Source organism: Mesorhizobium sp. CA14, from assembly GCF_020165195.1.
GTDB lineage: Bacteria > Pseudomonadota > Alphaproteobacteria > Rhizobiales > Rhizobiaceae > Mesorhizobium.
The window spans coordinates 24,614-46,361 of sequence record NZ_JAIUHR010000023.1 but is presented as its reverse complement, the minus strand read 5'-3'; the positions used below and the strand labels follow the sequence as shown (position 1 = coordinate 46,361).

The window sequence follows — 21,748 nt, the reverse complement described above, 5'->3', positions numbered from 1 at the left end:
CAGTTTCAGGAACGCTGCTGCCGCAGCATCGCGATCACGCGATGCACGCTCTCCAGCGTCTCCTCGATCTCTTTCGACGTGTTGTAATGCGCGATGCCGATCCGCACGACGCCTTGCTCGGCGGGTATGCCGAGCTGGTGGACGACCTCCCACGCATAATTGTGGCCGGACCAGACGAAGATGTTCTCGGCATTCATCTGCCGCACGATCGTCTCGGGCGCGATCCCTTCGACGGTGAAGGAAATCGTCGGCACCCGCTCGGCGAGGCGTTCCGGATCGGTGATGCCGTGAATGACCAGGCCCTCGACGTCGGACAGGCCTTCGATCAATTGCCGGGCCAGCCTTTTCTCGTAAGCGATCGAGACCTCGAACGCCTTTGCGATCCGCTGCCGCCGCGATCTGCTCTCGCCGGCGGCAGCGCCGACATCGGCGAAATAGTCGATGGCCGCTGTCAGCCCGGCCATCAGCTCGATCTGCGGCGTGCCAAGCTCGAACCGCTCGGGCAGGACATTCGAAGAGCAGCGGCATTTGTAAGGCTGGAGCGCGTCGACGACGTCGCGCCGGCCCCACAATATGCCCATATGCGGCCCGAAGAATTTATAGGCCGAGCAGATCAGGAAATCGCAGCCGAGCGTCTGCACGTCGATCAACCCGTGCGGCGCGAATTGCACGGCATCGACATAAACCAGCGCGCCGGCCTGCCGGGCGATCGCCGTCAGCGCCTTCACCCGGTTGATCGAGCCGGTGAGATTGGAGGCATAGTTCAGCGCCACAAGCCGCGTCTTTTGCGAAAGCAGCGCCTTCAGCGCCGTCTCCTCCACCTGCCAGCTCCGCTCATCGAAGGGCAGGAAGCGCACGACCAGGCCGAGATCCTCGGCGAGCTGCAGCCAAGGCGAGACATTGCCCTCGTGGTCCATGCGCGTGACGATTATCTCGTCGCCCGGCTTCATCGTCCGGCCGAGGGTGCGCGACATGTGGTAGGTCAGCGTCGTCATGTTGGCGCCGATGACGATCTCCTCGACGCTTGCGGCGTTCAGGAAATCGGCCATCGCGGCATGCGCAGCGTCGACCACTTTTTGGGCCGCCACCGTGGTCTCAAAGAACCCGCCCAGATTGGCGTTGGTCGAGAGCAGGCAGCGCGAGACCGCGTCCGCCACCGTCAGCGGCACCTGCGTGCCGGCGGGATTGTCCAGATAGATGCGCCGGCGACCGTCATCGGCCAGCGAAAGCGCCGGAAACCTGCCGCGCACGGCCTCGATCGGAAAGTCTGCCATCGGCTCTATCCCCTGTCTTTTTTAGCAATTCGTCTTTTCTCAACGATCCGTCTTTTCTCGACGTTTCCCGCTCAAGGGCACGGATTGCCGACACGCTGGTGGATGGCGTCGACCGCCTTCTGCATTTCTTCCGTCCAGGTGACGTCGACCGAGGACAGCGCCATATCGAGCTGCGCGATGGTGGTTGCGCCGACGATGTTCGCGGTCACGAAAGGCCGGCTCGCCACATAGGCGTTAGCGAAAAGCGCCGGCTCCATGCCGAAGGAGCGCGCCAGCTCGGTGTATTCCAGCAGCACTTCCGCCGCATTCGGCGTCTCATAGCGCTGGCCGCGATTGAAGAGCTGCGTGCGCGAACCTTGCGGCCGCGCGCCATGATTGTATTTGCCGGTGAGATAACCCTGCGCCAGCGGCGAATAAGGAAGGAACGCGATCTCCTCGCGCGCGCAGACCTCGGCAAGGTTCACTTCGAAGGTGCGGTTGACGAGGTTGTAGGCGTTCTGCAGCGATGCGACGCGCGGACCGGTGCCCTTCTCGGCTTCGAAGACGAAGCGCATGACACCCCAGGAGCTTTCGTTCGAAAGCCCGAGATGGCGGATCTTGCCGGCTTTCACCAGCTCATCGAAGACGGCGAGCGTTTCGGCTATCGGCGTTTCGTCTGCGGGCGCGGCTACCGCATCGGCCCGGCGCGCCACCGCTCCGACGCGCGTCGGGTTCGAGCCCCACGGAATGTCCCGGTCCGGCCAGTGAATCTGGTAGAGGTCGATATAGTCGGTGCCGAGCTTGGCCAGCGATTTCTCGACCGCGTCGAAAATGTCGGCGCGCACCAGCTTCGACGGACGATCGCCGCGGAACCATGCGTTGGCCGTGCGGCCGACCACCTTCGAGGCAAGGATGACCTTGTCGCGGTTGCGGTTGGCTTTCATCCAGCTGCCGATGATCCTCTCGGTTCGCCCTTGCGTCTCCGCCTTGGGCGGGATCGGGTAAAGCTCGGCCGTGTCGATGAAATTCACCCCGCGCGAAAACGCGAGATCCATCTGCGCGTGGCCTTCCGCCTCGGTGTTCTGCTGACCCCAGGTCATCGAGCCGAGGCAGATCTGCGAAACAAGGAGATCGGTCCGACCGAGGCGGCGTTTATGCATGGGGTTCTCCGGCGGGAGGTTTGCGCGGACAGCGCGGGGAGGAAATTCAAGCATAAAGCACAGGCTGGAGTTTCTCCAAGCCCCTGCCGGCCTCGGGTCGTGCTTCAGTTTGAATTCCTGAGCCATGGGATAGTGGCACGGCATTCACTCTCAGCCGCCTCAGCGGTTTCGTAAAATCCTCCTCCGAAGCCGTTTCCGGAGAGCGCCCAATAAGCATATTTCTCGTCGAGGCCGTGTTCGCCCTCGTACCAAGCGTCCTCATGGAACGTGAAATAAGAAGCGTCACCTACTTCAAATCTGACGATATTGGCCCGTGCAAGCCCATCATCTCGATAGATCGTTTTGAGTACAGTGCTCATCCCGGTCGCTTTTTGTAAGGTCCGCACTTTCCCGGCTTCGGCGCAACGCGCGTCCATCTTCTCGCAAAGATCTTCCGTCGAGCAGCCTGACCCGGCTCCGATTTTTGTGTGAATTGCGAGACTGCGCTACCGCCTTGCCCCGACAAAAGCCCGCCGCTTGGCCTCGTCGATCAGCATATTCGCCACCTGCATGCGGATCATGGCGCGCTGGCGCAGATGCGGCGCGACCCGGTCCGGATGGTTGGCGAAGGCGAAGTTACGGCGGATGCGGCCGAAATCGGCGTTCTTGGCGGTACGGTCGAGACCGAGCTCGCCGGCGATCGCTTCGGGATCGATCGGCGGCAGCTTCTCCTCCGGCCAGTGCTCTTCGCCGGCAAGCGTCAGTTTCGCCTGGTCGAGAAGTGCAGCGAACTCGGCGGCAAGGTCGGCGCCTTGCTCGCGATATTCGGCGGCGACGCTCTCGCCGGCGACCTTGATGCGGCCGGAATGCAATTCATCGGCGACGGACAGATAATCGAATGGGATAGACGGCCGGGCGCCTTCGTCTTCGCCTTTCTCCGAGGCGACGATCAGGTCGTCGAGCAACGAAGCGAAATCGAGCTTGTTCCCGGTGCCGATCTCAACCTCCTATCGTGACGGCCTGCAGTGATGCCGCCAAAGATAGGGCGCTCTCGTTAAGAATGAATTCTGGCGATGCTGACAATTGGCGGTTTTTCCGCCTGGAAAGACGGCATCGGAAAATAAAAAGCCGGACTGCTCTTTGCAGTCCGGCAAGGTCGCCAGGAGTGGCGAGGAAAAAGCCAGCCATGTGCCGGCACGATTGCCTACGGTCGAGCCTACCGAAAGTTTCACGGAAATCGACTGTGACGGAAAAATTTGGTGCAGCATGGCAGCCATGCAAATGCTGCACTGCACAATTTTTAACAAATCGCCTATATAGTGATGTCGGGAGGACCAACAGGGGCAAACTGAGTCATGGGGTTCTTCACTGAAATGTTCGCCCGGCCGAGGCCGCAGGAACACCAGCGTTACCGCTCGGCGCTCGCACTTCTGAACGCGATGAGCAATGCCGACCGCGCCGATATCGGCATCAAGCCGGCGGATTTTCCGCGCATCGCGCGCGAAATGTCGATCCGCTGAGCCGAACCGAAGAGGTTTCCCGGAGTGCTGGGAAACCTCTAAACCGCTCCAAAGTCAGCGATTTCCCAGAAAAGTCTGCTTGCCGAGCGGCACGCCGTTGTGGCGCAGGATGTCGTAGGCCGTGGTGACGTGGAAGTAGAAATTCGGCATCGCCAGGTGCAGCAGATATTGCAGGCCGGGCAGCGTGGTTTCGCGGCCGCCGAGCCGCACTTCGACCGTCCTGTCCTCGGAGCCTTCCAGATCGGCCGCCGCGAATGTCGCCAGATGATCGAGCGTCTTGGCGATCCGGGCCTGCAGCTCGGCGAAGCTCGCTTCATTGTCTTCGTATTTCGGCACCTCGCGGCCGGCGAGCCGCGACGGTGCGCCCTTGGCGTGGTCGGTGGCGATCTGGACCTGCCTTGCCAGCGCGAACATGTCGGGCGCCAGCCGCGCGGTGAGGAACACCTGCGGATCGATCTTGCGCTCGCCGGCATTCTGCTCCGCCGCGGTCAAGACGCTGGCCAGTGCCTTCAGCCTGGCGGCAAACACGCCGACCGATATGTCGTACATGGAAATGGTCACGGGTAACCTCCGACGCGGCCCCAGCGCCGCGGCCGTGAACTAGCGCCTCCCACCACGATTCTTCAAGCGGTCCTGCCCTCGGCGTCACCACGCCGCCGCAATCGCCGGGGTAGTATTTTCGTTACCGAGCGGAGGATTCGATGAAAAGAGCCACTTTCGCAGCGACCGTCTTTTTCTCACTGGCCGGCTTTATGCAGTCCGCGTCCGCGGCGGATGCGCCCTATATCGATGACCGATCAAGCGCCGAAGCGGCCGTCCGTTCACTCTATAGCGCCATCAACCGCCACGAATTCGCCCGCGCTTGGGCCTATTTCGGCGATACAAAGCCGGCAAAAGACTTCAATGCCTTCGTAAAGGGTTACGACGGCACCGACAGCGTCGAAGTCAAGACTGGCGCCGTATCGAACGAAGCGGCGGCCGGCAGCATCTATTACAGCGTCCCGGTCGCCATCCAGGCTACCGACAAGAAGGGCGAGGCCAAGGTTTTCGCCGGCTGCTACACGGTCCGCCAGGTCAACGCGCAGATCCAGGAGCCGCCCTTCCAGCCGATCTTCATCGACAAGGGCACGCTGAAGCCGTCGACCGAGGATTTCGACAGCGCCGTGCCGGCAAGCTGCGGCGACGGTCCGCCGCCGCCGAAGAAGGACGAGGCGCTGGAGCAGGCCAAGAAAGCCTTCCTCGCCACCTATGGCGACCAATGCGACAAGCAGGATCCGGAAGGCAAGCCGATCGGCGAGCCCGAGGCTCACTCCATCCATTACAAGGACAAGGACGCCCAGCCCAGCGACCCGGAACGCGAGACGCGGCTGTTCCGCTTCTTCTGTTCGATGGCCGCCTACAATGAGACGGCGGTCTACTACATCGCCGACGACGTCAACGGCGTCTCACAGTTGCAGTTCACCGAGCCGGACCTCGACATCCGCTACGAGAACAACAACAGCGAAGGCAAGGTCGAATCGATCCACATCGTCGGTTTCAAGACCAGCGGCTGGGCGACCAATTCGGACTATGACGACAACACAAAAACCATCACCACATCCAACAAATGGCGTGGTGTGGGGGATGCCTCGTCATCGGGAACCTACCTTTTCCGCAACGGCGATTTCTCGCTCATCCAGTATGACGTCGATGCATCCTATGACGGCGAACAAAATCCGCAGACAATCATCGATTACAACACCGCGCCTTGAGGCGCTGCAGCGCAATCACGGCGCTTTCGTCAGCATCCAGTTCAGCGTGCCGCGCCAGTCGACCATGCGGATCGGCGTGCCGTGCGTGCCGGTCTCGAAGCGCACGAAGCGGGTCGGATAAGACTTCTTGGCCAGAATCGAGCGGAAGAAAGCTTCCTGCTTCTCCACCGGGAAGACCACGTCATGGCTGCCCTGGCCGAAAAACACCGGCACGCGGCGCTTGAAGGCGGGGCTGGCGAGAAAGCTGTCGTCCCACAGCGACCCGAGCAGCAGCAGCCCATTGATGCGTCCGCCCGTGTCCTTGCGCGCGGCGAGCTTCCAGCAGATCATGCCTCCCATCGAGCCGCAGGCGACGAAGATTTTTGCGCCCGGCGATGTCTCGGCATAGTGATCGATGAGCGCCGCGACCTGCGCCGCGCCCTTGTCGCCGAAATCGGGGAAATCCGGCGAAAGATAGAGCCCGTTATTGGCGGCCATCAGGTTCTTGATGCGGTTGAAATTGCCGCCGAAGGTGAAGTCGTCGACGCCTTGCTTGCGGCTGCCGCCTTGCCCATGCAGGTAGAGCACGATGATGGAGGCGCCATCGGTCCTGCCGACCGCGAAATGCCTGATATCGCCGGCGTCGGTCTTCAGCATCAGGTCCTGCTGCACCTTGCGCACACCGGGATCGGTATACTGCGCATGCACACGCCTTTCCGGCACCTCGTCACGCTGATTGATGTCGCGCATCTCGCGATAGTCGAGAACGGTGTAGGCGCCGTTGTCGCCGGTCGACAGTGTCGCCGGATAGGCGAATAGATCGTCCTTGAACGATTTGAGCGAAAGCGTCTGCCCCTCGGCGGCAGAGAGGGACAGCGCCGTCGCGGCGATCAGGGCGAAGAAAAGTCGATAACGCAAAGCCATGCCGAGAGGCATGCGAAATTCGGCTCCGCTTTGTCAATCCTGCAGAACGCCGCCCGCCCCTTCCAGCGCCTCGCGCGTGTCGACATCGATAGAGGCGCCCTGCCCGATCTCGACATCGATGACGTCGAGACCCTCGGCTTCGACCAGATGGCGCGCGCCGGTATCGCCCTCGAGCTGCGCGACAGCCGCGAAAAGCGAGCGCGGCAAAAGCACCGGATTGCCGCGCTTGCCCTGATGCGAGGCGCGCACCACGGAGCGGCCACCGGAGCTGCGGAACGCATCTATCAGGCTGTCGAGATCGCGCGACGAAACGCCCGGCATGTCGCCAAGCACGATCATGGCGCCGGCCGCGTCGGGCGCGACCTTCGCGATGCCCGCCTTCAAAGACGAAGCGAGGCCATCGGCGAAGTCCGGATTGTCGGCGACCGTCACACCGAGGCCGGAAAGCGCGGAACGCACACGCTCGCGCTGGTGCCCGGTGACGACAATAGTGCTGGCGGCCTTCGAGCCCAGTGCCCGCCGGGCGGTGCGGCGCACCAGCGGCTCGCCGTCGAACAGCGCCAGAAGCTTGTTCGGGCCGCCCATGCGGCTCGATCGGCCGGCGGCCAGAAGCACGATATCGACCTTCAGCGCCGACCTTGCCGGCTGCGGCGCCGGCTCGCGCGGCTGCGGCCTGGTCGGGATTTCCATCAGGAGGCCCCCGACGCCCATGCCGGCTATATCGCCCGCGGTCACCTCGAGCCCGGCAACCAGGCGATCGAGCACCCAGTCGAAGCCATTCTCCTTCGGGCTGCGCGCGCATCCAGGCGCACCGACAACGCGCTTGCCGTCGAGCGTTCCGAGCACCAGCAGATTGCCTGGATCGACCGGCATGCCCGCGCGGACGACAGTGCCCCCGGCACGCTCGATCGCGGCCGGCACGACATCGGCGAAATCGCTCATCGCCGAGGCGCCGAAAATCACCACCATGTCGTTGTCGCGCGCCAGCGCTGTCGCGGCCGCGGCGACCGGCGCCACCTCATGCGGCGTGCGCCGCTCGGCGGTCAGTCGGCCGCCGAAACGCGCCAGCCGCGCCTCGGTGACGCGCAGCGTCTTGTCGAGCACACTCGGCTTGACGCCGGGAAGCACCGTCTGGATGACGCCGACAGTGACGGGGCGATAGGCGTTGACCGCAAAGATCTCGCGGCCGGCGCAAATCCTCACCACGCTGTCCACCAGGCTTGCGGCGACGGCAAAGGGGATGATCTTGACCGTCGCCACCATCTGACCTTTCTCGACCGGCGTGTGCTGCGCCAGCGTTGCGATGGTGATGGCCGGATCGACGCCATTGATGGCGTCGATCATCCCGGCGTCGACGGTAAAGACCCCTGAGGCTTCCGCATGCAAATTCACCCGCCCGGTCGCGGCCGGCTTGGCCTCGATGTTACGGTGGCTCATGGCGGCCGCGATCTTCGCGGCAGCGGCATCCTCGCCGAGATCGTCCTCGGCAAGCACCGCGGCGACGACTTCGCCGACGCCCGCCGCCTTGAGTGCCGCGATATCCTCGCCGCTCAGCCGGTGCGCCTTGCGGAAGCGTTTTTCACCGGCGGTGGTAGCATGCGCCAGCACCGCCCCTTCCGCCTCGTCGATCGGAACCGGTCCGAATTTCACGCCACCGCGCCTTTCGCTTCGAGACCGCGTGAGCGGAAGGCGTGGATCGTCTGCGCAAGGATGGCGACGGCGATCTCGGCCGGACTGGCAGCACCGATATCGAGGCCGATCGGCGCGTGGATGCGGGCAATCTGGTCGGCACCGGCGCCAAGCGCCAGCAGGCGTTCGACACGCTTGGCGTGGGTCTTGCGGCTGCCCAGCGCCCCGACATAGAAGCATCGGGCGTCGATCGCCGCCTTCAGCGCGAAATCATCGATCTTCGGATCATGGGTGACGGCGGCAAGGGCGGTATAGCTGTCGAGCGGCGCGCGCTTCAGCACATCCTGCGGCCATTCGGCATGCAGCGCGACGTCGGGGAAGCGTTCAGGGGTAGCGAAGGCGGTGCGCGGATCGATGATCTCGAGCGGATAGCCGGCGATCTTCGCCATCGGCGCCAGCGCCTGGCTGATATGCACGGCGCCGATCACCACGAGGCGCGGGCGCGGCAGATGCGCATTGAGGAAAAAGGTTCGCCCTTCCGCCTCCACCGACTGCGAATTTCCGGTGCGAAACGTGTTGGCGATTGCCGCCCCGAGATCGCCCGCAACATGGTCGCCCTCGCGCACGATGCGGTCGCGGCCGTCGCCGAGGTCGGTGACAAGCACCGCTGCGCGGCGGGCGCGGCGTTCTTCGTTGAGTGTCTTTAGGACGTAGGGATCCACGGTGGTCAGCCCAGCCTTTCGACATAAACCTTGATGCGGCCGCCGCAGGAGAGGCCCACCTGCCAGGCGGTTTCGTCCGCGACGCCGAACTCCAGCATCCTGGCCTTGCCCGAGCCGATGACGTCCATCGCCTCCGTCACCACGGCGCCCTCCACGCAGCCGCCGGAGACCGAACCATGGAAGTTGCCCTCGGCGTCGATGACCAGATGGCTGCCGACCGGACGTGGCGCCGAACCCCAGGTCTCGACCACGGTCGCGATGGCGACATCCTTGCCGTCCTTCATCCAACCTTCCGCGATGATCAGGGGGTCGCGGGCCTCATCGAGATAAATGCTCTCATCCATCGTCGCTTCTCACAAAGCTGTTTTTCCAGGGAAACTTCAGTTTTCCCTATGAGAAACTTTCGTTTCCCTCGGGGGCCATCCCCCAGAAATATATGGCTGCAAAACATATGGCTATGCGGCACGCCTCCCGCCAGCTTGCTGCCAACGGCGCGGGTCGACCGAAGCCGCCGGCCGCTGGTCGAGCGAGGCGCAAAGATCGGCCAGCGCGTCGAGATTGTGCACTGCCCGGAACTCGTCGACATAGGGCAGCATCGCTTTCACGCCACGGGCGCGGGCCTCAAAACCATCGAAGCGCAACAGCGGATTGAGCCAGATCAGCCGCCGGCAGGATTTGTGCAACCGCTCCATCTCCTGCGAAAGGCCGGCGACGTCGTCGCGCTCCAGCCCGTCGGTGATGAGAAGCACCACAGCGCCCTGCCCCAGCACGCGGCGCGACCACAGCCGGTTGAACTCGGCGAGCGTATCGCCGATGCGGGTGCCGCCCGACCAGTCCTTCACCGCCGCCGAGCATTCGGTGAGCGCCTCGTCCGGATCGCGATGGCGCATCTGGCGGGTCAGGTTGGTCAGCCGCGTGCCGAAGACGAAGGCATGCACGCGCCGGCGCTTCTCCGTCAGGGCGTGCAGGAAATGCAGAAAGATGGGGGTATATTGGCTCATCGAGCCGGAAATGTCGGCTAGCACCACCAGCGGTGGATGCACTTCGCGCGGAGACCGGAATTTCGGCAGGATAAGCTCGCCGCCGGTGCGCGCGGCCGAGCGCATCATTGCGCGCGGATCGATGCGCCCCCCCTGCGCGTCCGCCCTGAAGCGCCGCGTGCGGACGAGATCGAAGGGCAGCCGCAAGGCCGCGATCGCCTTTTTGGCCTCGGCCATCTCGCCGGCGTCCATCTGAGCAAAATCCTTGCCGCGCAGCACCTCGTTGCCGGAAAAGGTGAGCCGTGCATCGACCTCGATCTCCGGCACTTCGCGCGCAGGCTGGTTCTTCCGATGGGCCTCGAACATCGCCTGGCTGACGCGGTTCTCGGCCGCCCGCGGCTTCTGCTTTTCAGCGTTGTCCGGCGCGACCGGTGAGAACATCGCCAGCAGCTTCTCGATCAGCTCGCGCGATTTCCAGAACAGGCGGAAGGCCTCGTCGAAGACAGGGTGATCTTCGTGCCGCGAGACGAGCACCGCATGCAGCGTCCAGTAGAAATCGTCGCGCGAGCCGATGCCGGCGGCAAGCACCGCCTCGATGGCGTCCTTGACCGAGGCCGGGCCGACTCGCATGCCGGACTTGCGCAGCGCCCGCGCGAAATAGACGATGTTGTCGGCGATGCGCCCATCGGCGAGCGCCTCTTTGGGTTCCGGACGCGGCGACGGCATCGCGTCTACTCCGCGGCCGAAAGCTCGGCCTTCACCTCGTTGAGGATGCGCCGGCCCTCGCCTTCGCCGATACGGGCGATGTCGTCCTGGTATTTCAAAAGCACGCCGATCGTGTCCGACACGGTCTCCGGATCGAGCGCCATCTTGTCGAGTTCTGTCAGCGCGCCGGCCCAGTCGATGGTTTCGGCGACGCCGGGCGCCTTGAACAGCTCGACCTGGCGCAGCTTCTGGATGAAGGACACGACCTCCGCCGACAGCCGGCGGTTCGCCTGCGGCACCTTGCGGCGCACGATCTCCAGCTCGCGCTCGGCGTTCGGGTAGTCGACCCAATGATAGAGGCAGCGACGCTTCAGCGCGTCGTGGATCTCGCGTGTGCGGTTGGTGGTGATGATGACGATCGGCGGCTCTTCCGCCTTGATGGTGCCCAGTTCCGGGACGGTCACCTGGAAGTCCGACAGGATCTCGAGCAGGAACGCCTCGAAAGCTTCGTCGGTGCGGTCGAGCTCGTCGATCAGGAACACCGGCGCCGCGCCAGCCTTGCCGGTCAGCGCATCGAGCACCGGACGGCGGATCAGGTATTTTTCGGAAAATACGTTGCGCTCCATGTCGGAGCGCACGACCTTGCCCGCCGCCTCCTCCATGCGGATTTCGATCATCTGGGCGGCGTAATTCCACTCGTAGACGGCCGAGGAGACGTCGAGCCCTTCATAGCACTGCAGGCGGATCAGCCGGCGGCCGAGCGCGCCGGCCAGCACCTTGGCGATCTCGGTCTTGCCTACACCCGCCTCGCCTTCGAGGAACAAGGGCCGCTTCATGCGCAGCGACAAAAACAGCACCGTCGCCAGCGAGCGGTCCGCGACATAGTCCGCACCGGTCAACAGATCGAGCGTTTCGTCGATCGTTTTCGGCGCGGGGCGCGGCGCGGTCATCTTGTCTCCGTGGATTCCGCCCGCCCGTTTCAAAGAAAATGGTAGCCGCGGTTGTGGTAGATCAGCGGCCGCAAATTATCGCCGATGCGCAGGCCTGTCACCTTGCCAAAAAGCACACGGTGGGTGGCAAGGTCCTTGCTGTCGATGATCTCGCAGTCGAACACGGCAAGGGCGCCTTTCAGGGTCGGCGCGCCGGTTGAGATCACATCCCACTCGGCCAGCGCAAAGCGCTCCTCCACCGGCAGGCCGGTGACGCCGGAAAAGCCGACGGAGACGGCTTCCTGATCCGAGGCGAGCGTGTTCAACGCGAACTTGCCGTTCTTGATGAAAGCTTCGTTCTTGGCGTTCTCGCGGTTGAGGCAGACCAGCAGCGTCGGCGGCGTGTCCGAGACTGAACAGGCGGCGATCACGGTTGCGCCCCGTTTGCCGCCGGGCCCATCCGTCGTCACCACATGCACATGGCCGGCGAAATGTGCCATCGCATCGCGATAATGCTGCGGCCCGATGTCATTGATCTTCAGCACCCGATAGTCCACCTGTCGAAACCAGTTCGTTATATATGGCGGCATATTGCATGCCACAAGTTGCCCGGCAGGGGCGAAGTGCTTGACTGCAATCCGCAAATTCGCGTGTTGCGCGCCGCTTAGCCAGCCTTTAGGCATTTCTTGGAATAGTGTCGGGACTGTATTCCCGGCATGGAGGATCTCTTAGCCCGAATGCGTCTTCTCACGACGACATCAGCCGTGCTGCTCTGGCTGTCGCTGGCCGCGAGCGCCGACGCCGAGACGCTGGTCGGTGTTGCGGCGCCGCTTTCCGGTCCGTCGGCGATCCTTGGCAAGCAGGTCGAAACCGGCGCGGGCCTGGCGGCGGAGGCAAACGGCATTACGGTGAAAGCCGCCGACGACGCCTGCACCGCCGATGGGGGCGCCACGGCGGCGAAGGAATTCGTCGACGCCAAGGTCAATGTCGTGGTGGGCTTTCTCTGCACCGAGGCGATCGAGGCGGCGCTGCCGATTCTGAAGAATGCCAACATCCCGGTCATCACGGTCGGCGTGCGCACCGAAAGCCTGACCGACCGGCGCGCCAAAACTGGCTGGCCGGTCTACCGGCTTGGCCCGCGCGGCGACGATGAGCGCAATGCGGTTACCGCCAAGCTTATTCAGCTCTGGCGCGACGACCTGTTCGCCATCGTCGATGACGGCACCATCTATGGCCGCGAGATGGCCGAGACCTTTCGCGCCGCGGCCGAGCAGGCTGCCTTGAAGCCGGTCTTCGCCGACACATTCCGGCCGCAGCTCGACAACCAGATCGGCCTGGTCGGCCGGCTGAAGAAGGCCGGCGCGACCAAGGTGTTCGCCGGCGGCGACGGCGACGACATCGCCATCATGGGCCGCGACGCCGCCCAGCTCGACGCTGGCATCACCTTCGCCGGGGGCGAGAACCTGCGCACGCCGCCGGGCGATGTGCCTTATGCCGTCGGCACGCTGATGATCGCGACGCCGGAATGGTCGGAGGTCGCCGACCCCAAGATCGTGCAAGCCTTTGGTGCGAAGAACATCGCGCCGGATGGGTACACGCTTCCGGCCTATGCCGCGGTCGAGGTCGCCAAGGCCGCGCTGGCCGGCGCGGAAAGCTCCGGCCGGCCGATCGGCGAAGCGCTGACCGGCCATGATTTTGCGACTGCGATCGGCACCATCCGCTTCGACGACAAGGGCGATCTCAGCCAGAACCCGTTCCGCCTCTTCCGCTTCGACGGCACGCATTTCGTGCCGCTGGAGGACAAGTGATGTTCCGGACCGGTCCGCGCAATCTGATCACCGACGTTGCCGGCCTTCGCGTCGGCAATACGGCCGACGCCAGTCTCAAATCCGGCGTCACTGTGGTGCTGTGCGACCAGCCCGCGGTGGCCGGCGTCCAGGTGCTGGGCGGCGCGCCGGGCACGCGTGAGACCGATCTGCTCGAGCCGCAGAATTCGATCGCGACGATCCATGCCGTCGTTCTGTCGGGCGGCTCCGCGTTCGGCCTGGACGCCGCCTCGGGCGTGCAGGCGGCGCTGCGCGAAAAGAACATCGGCGTTGAGGTCGGAGGCTTCCGCGTGCCGATCGTGCCGGCCGCGATCCTGTTCGACCTGCGCAATGGCGGCGACAAGGATTGGGGCCGTTATCCGCCCTATCGCGAATTCGGCTATGACGCCGTACAGGCGGCAACCGTCGATTTCGCCATCGGCACGGCGGGCGCCGGCACCGGCGCCCTGACCTCCGGCCTGAAAGGCGGGCTGGGCTCCGCCTCGACCGTGCTCGACAGCGGCGTCACCATCGGCGCGCTCGCCGCCGTCAACCCGACCGGCTCGGTGACGGTCGGCCGCGGGCGCCATTTCTGGGCGGCGCCCTTCGAGATCGGCGACGAGTTCGGCGGCCTGGGCTATCCCGATCCCCTGCCGCAGGACGCCAGGAATATCCTGCTGAAATATCGCGACAGGCGCGTCGGCGGGCATGGGGAAGCCGGCAGCACCACCATCGCCGTCATTGCCACGGATGCCGTCCTGACCAAGGCCGCGGCCAAGCGGCTGGCGATTTCGGCGCATGACGGCTTTTCCCGCGCCATCTGGCCGACGCACACGCCGGCGGACGGCGATCTGGTGTTTGCGCTGGCGACCGGCAGGAGCGGGATCGAGCTCGGCGCGGATGCCGCGATCGACCTGTTCGCGGCGGCCGGCGCGACCATGGCGCGCGCGATCAGCCGCGGCGTCCATGCCGCCACGCCGGCCGACGGTGATCTGTTCCCGGTCTGGTCGTCGCGCTGACCGGCTAATCAGGTCGGATCAGACTTTTCTTCCTCGAAGCTGACGGCGACATCGGAGTTCGCGGAGAGCCATACCTTCTGCCCATCGATTTCCGCGACCAGGGCAAGCGAAATGTAATGGTGATGGCCCTTATGCGAGCCCATGCCGCTGTCGGCCTTGGTCAGCTTGATCCGGTCACCTTCTATCTTGTCGACGGTGCCGATATGGACGCCATCGGCGCCGATCACTTCCATATGTCCGCGTATCTTGCTGATGTCGGTGCTCATGCTGGTTCTCCGCTGGATGGCGATTTGCCCTTTCGGATGCGAGACGGCCGACAATAACAAATGAACGCCGGATTGGATGCATCGCACGGCACGTCTCGTTCACCATGGCGTGATAGACATGACGCCGATGAGACAGGTAACGAACCGTCTTGCAGCGCTCGTCGCAGTCAGTACCTGGTTTGCGCGGCAGCGGCGTTGAGCATTGGGCCTGGCTCTGTTAGGACGCGGCCGACGCTTCTCCCAGGCAGGACTGAAAACGGATGATCCCTCGCTATTCCCGGCCGGAAATGGTCGCCATCTGGTCGCCCGAAACCCGCTTCCGCATCTGGTTCGAGATCGAGGCGCATGCCTGCGATGCGCTGGCCGAGCTCGGCGTCATTCCGAAGGAAGCGGCGAGGACGATCTGGGAAAAGGGCGGCGCAGCCAAATTCGACGTCGCCAAGATCGACGAGATCGAGCGCGTCACCAAGCATGACGTCATCGCTTTCCTGACCCATCTTGCGGAATTCGTCGGACCGGATGCCCGCTTCATCCACCAAGGCATGACCTCGTCGGACGTGCTCGACACCTGCCTTGCGGTGCAATTGACCCGCGCCAGCGACATCCTGCTTGCCGATATCGACGCCTTGCTTGCGGCGCTGAAGCGCCGCGCCTTCGAGCACAAGAACACAGTCACCATCGGCCGCAGCCACGGCATCCATGCCGAGCCGACCACCTTCGGCGTCAAGTTGGCGCAGGCCTATGCCGAATTCTCGCGCTGCCGCGAGCGGCTGCTGCACGCGCGCGAAGACATCGCCACCTGCGCCATTTCCGGCGCGGTCGGCACCTTCGCCAACATCGAGCCTTATGTCGAAGAGCATGTGGCGGCAAAGCTCGGCCTGAAGCCGGAGCCGGTGTCGACCCAGGTCATCCCGCGCGACCGGCATGCTATGTTCTTTGCCACGCTGGGCGTCATTGCCTCGTCGGTCGAACGCCTCGCCATCGAGATCCGGCATCTGCAGCGCACCGAGGTGCTGGAAGCGGAAGAATATTTCTCGCCGGGCCAGAAGGGCTCGTCGGCGATGCCGCACAAGCGCAACCCGGTGCTGACCGAAAATCTCACCGGCCTCGCCCGCATGGTGCGCGCCTACGCCATGCCGGCTATGGAGGATGTGGCGCTCTGGCATGAGCGCGACATTTCGCATTCCTCGGTCGAGCGCATGATCGGACCGGACGCGACGGTGACGCTGGATTTCGCGCTGTCGCGCCTGACCGGCGTCGTCGACAAGCTGCTGGTCTATCCCGAGAACATGGAGAAGAACCTCAACAAGTTCCGCGGCCTGGTGCATTCGCAGCGTGTGCTGCTGGCACTGACCCAGGCCGGCCTGTCACGCGAGGACGCCTATCGGCTGGTGCAGCGCAACGCCATGAAGGTCTGGGAGCACAGCGCCGATTTCCTTGAGGAACTGCTCGCCGACAAGGACGTGACGGCGGCGCTGCCCGAAGCCGAGATCCGCGAGAAATTCGACCTCGGCTACCACACCAAGCATATCGACACGATCTTCAAGCGGGTGTTTGGGGAAGCTTGATCGTTCCTTCGCCCCGTCTCTATACGGGGAGAAGGTGCCGGAAGGGCGGATGAGGTGCGGCGCCGACTTCGGTGATCGCACCCGTCTGTCGTGAAACATCCTGACGCCGGCGCTGCCCCTCATTGCCCTGCCGGGCATTTCTCCCCGTATAGTGACGGGGAGAAAGACGCTGTCACCGACGCCTGCTCAAGCCTTCCCAGGCACGGTCCTGATCACCGTGCCCCACGGGTCCTCTCTGCTCGTCTCAGTCTTCGCATTATCCGAGCGCATCTCGACCCAGGCGAGGCCGGAGCGGGACGGATCGCGGCGGCCGGCGCCGGCGCTCTGCCAGGCATTGGCGCCGATATGGTGGTGGTAATGGCCGGACGACAGGAACACCGCCTGGCTGCCATATTTGGCGACGGTGTCGAAGCCGAACTGGTCATGCCACCAGGCTTCGGCATCTTCCGGCCGGCCGACACGCAAATGCACATGGCCGACAATGGTGTTTTCCGGCGCGCCATGCCAGCCGGCATCGCCCGCCGGCACGCTTCCCACCACCGCCGGCAGGTTCAGCCGCTCGGTCGCCATGGCGATACGGTCGCCATTCCATTTCCAGTCCTGCGGGCGGCGGTCGGCATAGATCTCGATGCCGTTGCCTTCCGGGTCGGTGAGATAGAGCGCCTCGCTGACCAGATGGTCGGAAGCGCCCTCAATACCGATGCGGTTGGCTGCGGCGTGGCTGATCCAGCGGCCAAGGTCCGCGCGCGACGGCAAGAGAAAAGCGGTATGGAAAAGGCCGGCGCTGCGTGGATCGTCCGGCTTGGCCGAAGAATCCTGTTCAAGCACGAGCAGAGGCCGGTTGGCGGAGCCAAGCGTGATCGCGCCGTCGGCGCGGCTCAGTTCCTGCAGCCCGACGACGGCGCGGTAATAGGCCGCCAGGCTCTCGGCGTCGCGCGCCTTCAGCCCGACACGCGACACGCTGACCGGGGTGGTCGCGGCAAAAGGCAGTTCGCTCATCAAACTCTCCGTTCGGCGACGCTTCCCAATATGGGGCTTTCCGGGCCGCAGTTCTTCTTCCTTCCAAATCGTCGATTGCGATCGTTCACACAAGGCAGCAGTTGTCGAACAAGTTGTTCACAATTGTGATCACACCGATATTGGCGACAGGGTTGCGGGCGAGAAGACCGCTCGCTACATCGGCGCGATGAAAGTCAAAGACGCAGATATTCTGATCGTGCCGGGCTACACCAATTCCGGTCCCGAGCACTGGCAGTCCCGCTGGCAATCGAAACTGTCGACCGCGCGCCGGGTTGAGCAGGCGGAGTGGACGAAGCCCGTACGCGAGGACTGGACGGCGAGCGTGGCAAACGCCGTCAACGAGGCCGAGCGGCCGGTGGTTCTCGTTGCGCACTCGCTTGGCGTCGCGGCCGCGGTGCAGGCCATCCCGCAATTCAAGAAGCCTGTCGCGGGCGCCTTTTTCGTGGCGCCGCCGGACGTTTCCAATCCGGAAATCAGGCCAAGGCATCTGATGACCTTCGGCCCTTATTCACGCGATCCCCTGCCTTTTCCGTCCATCGTGATCGCCAGCCGCAACGATCCGTTTTGCGCCTTCGCGGTCGCCGAGGACATTGCCGCCGCCTGGGGATCGCTCTTCATCGATGCCGGCGAGGCCGGTCATCTCAACCACGATGCCGGCTTCGGCCCGTGGCCGGAGGGTTCGATGACTTTCGCCAAATTCCTGACGGAGTTGAAGCAGCCGTAACGCCGGCTTCAAGAACCGATCGAATCCCGCATGCTCTTGAGCAGCGTCGTTGCGCCGAGCGAGATCAGCGCGTGGTCCGAGCCCATGGCGAGCAGCCGGAAGCCCATCGACACGACGCGCCCGGCAATCGCCGGTTCGATGACATAGATCGCGGCATGCTTGCCGGCCTTGCGCGTCCGCTCGGCGATCGACGCGACTGTCTCCATCATGCTTTCCAGCGTCGAGCTGACAGTGGCGCCGTTCGACCAGGCGATCGAGAAATCCGACGGGCCGACGAAGATGCCGTCTATGCCGGGCGTATCCAAAATACCATCCAGCGCCTCAAGGGCCGCCCGCGTCTCGACCATGGCGAAAGCCATGGTGCGCTGGTTCGTATCGCGCAGCCACTCGGCATGGTCGCCCTTGCCGTGACGCGGGAAGGCGTAGGTCGGGCCCCAGGAGCGCTCGCCCAACGGCGGATATTTCATCGCGGCGGCGAACTGCCTTGCATCGGCAACGGAGTTCACCATCGGCGCGATCACCGCCTCGGCGCCGAAATCGAGCGCGCGGCTCGCCATGTCGAAGCGCCCGACCGGAATGCGCACCAGCGCCGGCTTGTTGGCCGCCAGCACCGGCACCAGGCCGCGCAGCACGCTGTCTTCGTGGTGTCCGCCATGCTGCATGTCCAGGGTGACCGCATCGAAACCCTGCTTGGCGATGATCTCGACCGTCAGCGCGTCCGGCACGCCCGACCATGCGGTGAAAAGCGTTTCGTCGGCGGCCAGGCGGGATTTGAGCGACATCGGAACTTTCCTTGCTAACAATCCGCAGTTTTGGCCGGAAACGATGTGAAGGCAAAGAAAAACCGCCCGGCTTGGCCGGGCGGTCGATTGGTCCAGTCAGCGCAATTCCAGGAAAAGTGTGTAACGGTTTTCCGTCCGGAATTGCGTAAAAACAAAGAGATAGCGCATGATGCCGAAAAGCGTGAAGCTATTTTCGGGCGACATCATCCCCACACAGGCTCAGCTGTTCTTGATCTGCTCGATAGCTTGCGCCATCAGCTCATCCATGGTGCGGCGAATCTGGTGGTCGGACTGGTTGACGCCGGCGGCGTCGAAATCCTTGCGGATCTTGCGGAAAACGTCGTGGTCGCCTGCTTCCTCGATATCGGACACCACCACTTCCTTGGCATAGGCTTCGGCATCGGCGCCGGATTTGCCGAGTTTCTCGGCGGCCCAGAGCCCAAGCGCCTTGTTGCGCCGCGCGGAAGCCTTGAAGCGAAGTTCCTCGTCGAAGGCGAATTTGCGCTCAAAACCCTCTTCGCGGTCTTTCATGCTGCTCATTACGTCCCTCCGATCAATCCGATTCGCTTGGCGGTGAATATGTGTGATGGGCAAGCACAAACCAAAAGGCCGCGGGCCGGTCAATATGCTTCGTCGCATGCTGCGCTGCGGCATTTCGGTCCCGAAAGCGGTTGATTCGCGGGATTTGCGGATTGAGCAAACAAGGCGATTGCGATAACACCGGCATTGAACGCCGCCTTCGCCATACTAATTTAGGCAGACGGGCAGGAACCGGTCACTTGCCGCCTGCCCGCAGATCCAGAGAAAAAATCAAATGAAAAATCGCCGCCGCATTTATGAAGGCAAGGCCAAGATCCTCTATGAGGGACCTGAGCCGGGCACGCTGATCCAGTTTTTCAAGGACGATGCCACCGCCTTCAACAAGAAGAAGCACGAAGTGGTCGATGGCAAGGGCGTGCTCAACAACCGCATTTCCGAGCACATCTTCAACCACTTGAATCGCATGGGCATCCCGACCCACTTTATCCGCAGGCTCAACATGCGCGAGCAGTTGATCAAGGAAGTCGAGATCATCCCGCTCGAGGTCGTGGTGCGCAATGTCGCCGCCGGCTCGCTGTCCAAGCGCCTCGGCATCGAGGAAGGCACGGTGCTGCCGCGCTCGATCATAGAATTCTACTACAAGGCCGACGCGCTCGACGATCCGATGGTGTCGGAAGAGCACATCACCGCCTTCGGCTGGGCCAGCCCGCAAGAAATCGACGACATCATGGCCCTGGCCATCCGCGTCAATGACTTCCTGTCCGGACTGTTCCTCGGCGTCGGCATCCAACTCGTCGACTTCAAGATCGAATGCGGCCGCCTGTTCGAGGGCGACATGATGCGCATCGTCGTCGCCGACGAGATCTCGCCCGATTCCTGCCGGCTGTGGGACGTCGCCACTCAGGACAAGCTCGACAAGGACCGCTTCCGCCGTGATATGGGCGGCCTTGTCGAAGCCTATCAGGAAGTTGCGCGCCGTCTCGGCATTATCAACGAGAACGAGCCGCCACGCCCCACGGGTCCGGTGCTCGTCGCCTCTTCCGAGGCCCCCAAGGGTCTGAAGCACTAATTACCGAGGGCCTGCCTAAGAAGGTAGGCCTTTTCCTAAAACGACTGTCTGCCCAGGAGTATCGATGAAAGCCCGTATCACCGTGACCCTCAAGAACGGCGTCCTCGACCCGCAGGGCAAGGCGATCGAGCACGCGCTCTCCGGGCTGGGCTTCGATGGCGTCGGCCAGGTGCGGCAGGGCAAGGTGTTCGACATCGAACTCGCCGGAACCGACAAGGCCAGGGCCGAGGCCGACCTAAAGGCCATGTGCGACAAGTTGCTGGCGAACACGGTGATCGAGAACTACGCGGTGGAGATCGCCTGACATGAAATCAGCCGTCGTCCTCCTGCCTGGCCTCAACCGCGACCGCGACATGATCGCGGCGCTGACCAAGATTTCCGGCCAGGCGCCGGCGACCGTCTGGCAGACCGACACCGAAATCCCCGATGTCGATCTGATCGCCATCCCGGGCGGCTTCTCCTTCGGCGACTATCTGCGCTGCGGCGCGATCGCGGCGCGCATGCCGGTGATGCGGGCGGTAGCCGAAAAGGCGGCCAAGGGCGTGACCGTCATCGGCGTCTGCAACGGTTTTCAGATCCTGGTCGAGGCGGGACTGCTGCCTGGCGCCCTGATGCGCAATGCATCGCTGAAATTCGTCTGCCGGCAGGTGAAGCTCGAGATCGCCAACGCCAACACCATGTTCACCCGCCGCTACCAGCCGGGACAGATCATCCGCTCGCCCGTGGCGCACCATGACGGCAATTATTTCGCCGACGCCGAGACGCTTGCCCGGATACAAGGCGAAGGCCAGGTGGTGTTCCGCTATGCAGAGGGCACCAATCCCAACGGCTCGATCAACGACATTGCCGGCATCGTCAACGACAAGGGCAATGTGCTCGGCCTGATGCCGCATCCCGAAAACCTGATCGAAGCGGCGCATGGCGGCAATGATGGCCGGGCGCTGTTCGAGAGCGCGCTCGGCGTCGCGGCTTGATCCTTTAACATCCTATCGGAACGCGGGGGCGGACTGACCATGAGACTGACGATCGCTCGCCTTGCCCTCCTGGCCGCCGCCGGGCTCGCCTTGGCTTCCTGCCAGTCCGGCCCCAAGACTACGCCGGTTCTCTCGGGTAAGAGCGCCTCGCTGCTTGCGATGGAACAGGTTGCCATCTCAGCGCACAAGTGCTGGATCGCCAGCAAGGATCCGGCGTTCAAGGCCTACCAGATGGCCAACGAGCTCAATTCCTACAGCGGCACGCCGCGCTTCCTGCTGGTGCCCGCCAAGCATTATGGCGGCAAGCCGCTGCTGGTCGTGCAGGCGCAGGGCAATTCCAGCCGCGTCGACGCCTTTGGCCCGTTGATGAATGAGGCGCTCGGCGTGCGCATCAGGTCCGATATCGCCCGCTGGCAGGCCGGCAATCCGTCCTGCGCGGCTGCCGCCTGA

General features: G+C 63.8%; 26 protein-coding genes. 10 read left to right on the top strand and 16 right to left on the bottom strand.

Going from position 1 to position 21,748, the window contains the following annotated elements:
• Positions 1-5: 5 nt before the first annotated feature.
• The 4 genes from LB565_RS21560 to LB565_RS21545 all read right to left on the bottom strand — a co-directional run bounded on the left by LB565_RS21560 (position 6) and on the right by LB565_RS21545 (position 3,357).
• The gene (locus LB565_RS21560; protein ID WP_224587536.1) at positions 6-1,274 is read right to left on the bottom strand and encodes a cysteine desulfurase-like protein; all 1,269 of its coding nucleotides are present in this window, start codon (positions 1,272-1,274) and stop codon (positions 6-8) included.
• Between the two features lie 71 nt (positions 1,275-1,345).
• A complete protein-coding gene (locus LB565_RS21555; RefSeq protein WP_224587534.1) occupies positions 1,346-2,413 on the bottom strand; it encodes an aldo/keto reductase in 1,068 nt (355 codons plus the stop codon).
• A 104-nt stretch (positions 2,414-2,517) separates the two neighbouring features.
• Positions 2,518-2,772 carry a hypothetical protein gene (locus LB565_RS21550; RefSeq protein ID WP_224587532.1) on the bottom strand — a complete coding sequence of 85 codons (255 nt, stop codon included), beginning with the start codon at positions 2,770-2,772 and terminating at the stop codon, positions 2,518-2,520.
• A 126-nt stretch (positions 2,773-2,898) separates the two neighbouring features.
• Positions 2,899-3,357 (bottom strand): hypothetical protein, encoded by a 459-nt coding sequence (locus tag LB565_RS21545; protein WP_224587531.1) that lies wholly within the window; start codon positions 3,355-3,357, stop codon positions 2,899-2,901.
• A gap of 390 nt (positions 3,358-3,747) precedes the next feature.
• On the opposite strand from LB565_RS21545, the gene LB565_RS21540 reads away from it, so the two are divergent.
• On the top strand, positions 3,748-3,912 hold the full coding sequence (locus tag LB565_RS21540) for a DUF1127 domain-containing protein (protein ID WP_095765222.1): 165 nt from the start codon (positions 3,748-3,750) through the stop codon (positions 3,910-3,912).
• Positions 3,913-3,966: 54 nt separating this feature from the next.
• Here the strand turns inward: LB565_RS21540 and LB565_RS21535 are convergent, their stop codons facing one another.
• Positions 3,967-4,473, bottom strand: a complete 507-nt coding sequence (locus LB565_RS21535; RefSeq protein WP_224587530.1) for a DUF1993 family protein — start codon at positions 4,471-4,473, stop codon at positions 3,967-3,969.
• A gap of 140 nt (positions 4,474-4,613) precedes the next feature.
• On the opposite strand from LB565_RS21535, the gene LB565_RS21530 reads away from it, so the two are divergent.
• Positions 4,614-5,663: a DUF1176 domain-containing protein gene (locus tag LB565_RS21530; RefSeq protein WP_224587529.1), complete on the top strand. Its 1,050-nt coding sequence runs from the start codon at positions 4,614-4,616 to the stop codon at positions 5,661-5,663.
• A gap of 15 nt (positions 5,664-5,678) precedes the next feature.
• Here the strand turns inward: LB565_RS21530 and LB565_RS21525 are convergent, their stop codons facing one another.
• The 7 genes from LB565_RS21525 to LB565_RS21495 form a co-directional block, all read right to left on the bottom strand.
• Positions 5,679-6,566: an alpha/beta hydrolase gene (locus LB565_RS21525; RefSeq protein WP_224587528.1), complete on the bottom strand. Its 888-nt coding sequence runs from the start codon at positions 6,564-6,566 to the stop codon at positions 5,679-5,681.
• A 33-nt stretch (positions 6,567-6,599) separates the two neighbouring features.
• Positions 6,600-8,216: an NTP transferase domain-containing protein gene (locus LB565_RS21520; RefSeq protein ID WP_224587527.1), complete on the bottom strand. Its 1,617-nt coding sequence runs from the start codon at positions 8,214-8,216 to the stop codon at positions 6,600-6,602.
• Positions 8,213-8,917 (bottom strand): XdhC family protein, encoded by a 705-nt coding sequence (locus tag LB565_RS21515; RefSeq protein ID WP_224587524.1) that lies wholly within the window; start codon positions 8,915-8,917, stop codon positions 8,213-8,215. The genes LB565_RS21520 and LB565_RS21515 overlap by 4 nt, the downstream gene beginning before the upstream one ends.
• A gap of 5 nt (positions 8,918-8,922) precedes the next feature.
• Entirely contained in the window at positions 8,923-9,261 is a 339-nt protein-coding gene (locus tag LB565_RS21510) for an XdhC family protein (RefSeq protein ID WP_140722749.1), read from the bottom strand.
• 111 nt (positions 9,262-9,372) lie between these two features.
• A complete protein-coding gene (locus LB565_RS21505) occupies positions 9,373-10,623 on the bottom strand; it encodes a vWA domain-containing protein (RefSeq protein WP_224587522.1) in 1,251 nt (416 codons plus the stop codon).
• Positions 10,624-10,628: 5 nt separating this feature from the next.
• On the bottom strand, positions 10,629-11,552 hold the full coding sequence (locus tag LB565_RS21500; RefSeq protein WP_224587520.1) for an AAA family ATPase: 924 nt from the start codon (positions 11,550-11,552) through the stop codon (positions 10,629-10,631).
• 29 nt (positions 11,553-11,581) lie between these two features.
• Positions 11,582-12,076 carry a flavin reductase gene (locus LB565_RS21495; RefSeq protein WP_224587518.1) on the bottom strand — a complete coding sequence of 165 codons (495 nt, stop codon included), beginning with the start codon at positions 12,074-12,076 and terminating at the stop codon, positions 11,582-11,584.
• A gap of 192 nt (positions 12,077-12,268) precedes the next feature.
• Between LB565_RS21495 and LB565_RS21490 the strand changes: the two genes are divergently transcribed.
• Both LB565_RS21490 and LB565_RS21485 read left to right on the top strand, forming a co-directional pair.
• Positions 12,269-13,339 carry a branched-chain amino acid ABC transporter substrate-binding protein gene (locus LB565_RS21490; RefSeq protein ID WP_224587517.1) on the top strand — a complete coding sequence of 357 codons (1,071 nt, stop codon included), beginning with the start codon at positions 12,269-12,271 and terminating at the stop codon, positions 13,337-13,339.
• On the top strand, positions 13,339-14,355 hold the full coding sequence (locus tag LB565_RS21485) for a P1 family peptidase (protein ID WP_224587514.1): 1,017 nt from the start codon (positions 13,339-13,341) through the stop codon (positions 14,353-14,355). Before LB565_RS21490 ends, LB565_RS21485 begins: the two co-directional genes overlap by 1 nt.
• 8 nt (positions 14,356-14,363) lie before the next feature.
• Here LB565_RS21485 and LB565_RS21480 read toward each other — a convergent pair whose 3' ends face one another.
• The gene (locus tag LB565_RS21480; RefSeq protein ID WP_224587512.1) at positions 14,364-14,621 is read right to left on the bottom strand and encodes a DUF2171 domain-containing protein; all 258 of its coding nucleotides are present in this window, start codon (positions 14,619-14,621) and stop codon (positions 14,364-14,366) included.
• Positions 14,622-14,881: 260 nt separating this feature from the next.
• Between LB565_RS21480 and purB the strand changes: the two genes are divergently transcribed.
• On the top strand, positions 14,882-16,189 hold the full coding sequence (purB, locus tag LB565_RS21475; RefSeq protein WP_224587510.1) for an adenylosuccinate lyase: 1,308 nt from the start codon (positions 14,882-14,884) through the stop codon (positions 16,187-16,189).
• A gap of 186 nt (positions 16,190-16,375) precedes the next feature.
• On the opposite strand, the gene LB565_RS21470 is transcribed toward purB, so the two are convergent.
• Positions 16,376-17,188: a VOC family protein gene (locus LB565_RS21470; protein ID WP_224587508.1), complete on the bottom strand. Its 813-nt coding sequence runs from the start codon at positions 17,186-17,188 to the stop codon at positions 16,376-16,378.
• 187 nt (positions 17,189-17,375) lie between these two features.
• Here LB565_RS21470 and LB565_RS21465 point away from each other — a divergent pair, with 187 nt between their 5' ends.
• Complete coding sequence (locus tag LB565_RS21465) at positions 17,376-17,933, top strand: RBBP9/YdeN family alpha/beta hydrolase (RefSeq protein WP_224587506.1); 558 nt, start codon at positions 17,376-17,378, stop codon at positions 17,931-17,933.
• An 8-nt stretch (positions 17,934-17,941) separates the two neighbouring features.
• On the opposite strand, the gene LB565_RS21460 is transcribed toward LB565_RS21465, so the two are convergent.
• Both LB565_RS21460 and LB565_RS21455 read right to left on the bottom strand, forming a co-directional pair.
• On the bottom strand, positions 17,942-18,715 hold the full coding sequence (locus LB565_RS21460) for an HpcH/HpaI aldolase family protein (protein WP_224587504.1): 774 nt from the start codon (positions 18,713-18,715) through the stop codon (positions 17,942-17,944).
• Positions 18,716-18,934: 219 nt separating this feature from the next.
• Complete coding sequence (locus LB565_RS21455) at positions 18,935-19,255, bottom strand: DUF1476 domain-containing protein (protein WP_217577192.1); 321 nt, start codon at positions 19,253-19,255, stop codon at positions 18,935-18,937.
• Positions 19,256-19,529: 274 nt separating this feature from the next.
• Here LB565_RS21455 and purC point away from each other — a divergent pair, with 274 nt between their 5' ends.
• From purC to LB565_RS21435, 4 genes are all read left to right on the top strand, one after another.
• Positions 19,530-20,324 (top strand): phosphoribosylaminoimidazolesuccinocarboxamide synthase, encoded by a 795-nt coding sequence (gene purC, locus LB565_RS21450; protein ID WP_040995384.1) that lies wholly within the window; start codon positions 19,530-19,532, stop codon positions 20,322-20,324.
• A gap of 64 nt (positions 20,325-20,388) precedes the next feature.
• Positions 20,389-20,628, top strand: a complete 240-nt coding sequence (gene purS / locus LB565_RS21445) for a phosphoribosylformylglycinamidine synthase subunit PurS (protein ID WP_224587501.1) — start codon at positions 20,389-20,391, stop codon at positions 20,626-20,628.
• Between the two features lies 1 nt (position 20,629).
• Positions 20,630-21,298, top strand: a complete 669-nt coding sequence (gene purQ / locus LB565_RS21440; protein ID WP_224587499.1) for a phosphoribosylformylglycinamidine synthase subunit PurQ — start codon at positions 20,630-20,632, stop codon at positions 21,296-21,298.
• Between the two features lie 39 nt (positions 21,299-21,337).
• Complete coding sequence (locus tag LB565_RS21435) at positions 21,338-21,748, top strand: hypothetical protein (RefSeq protein WP_224587497.1); 411 nt, start codon at positions 21,338-21,340, stop codon at positions 21,746-21,748.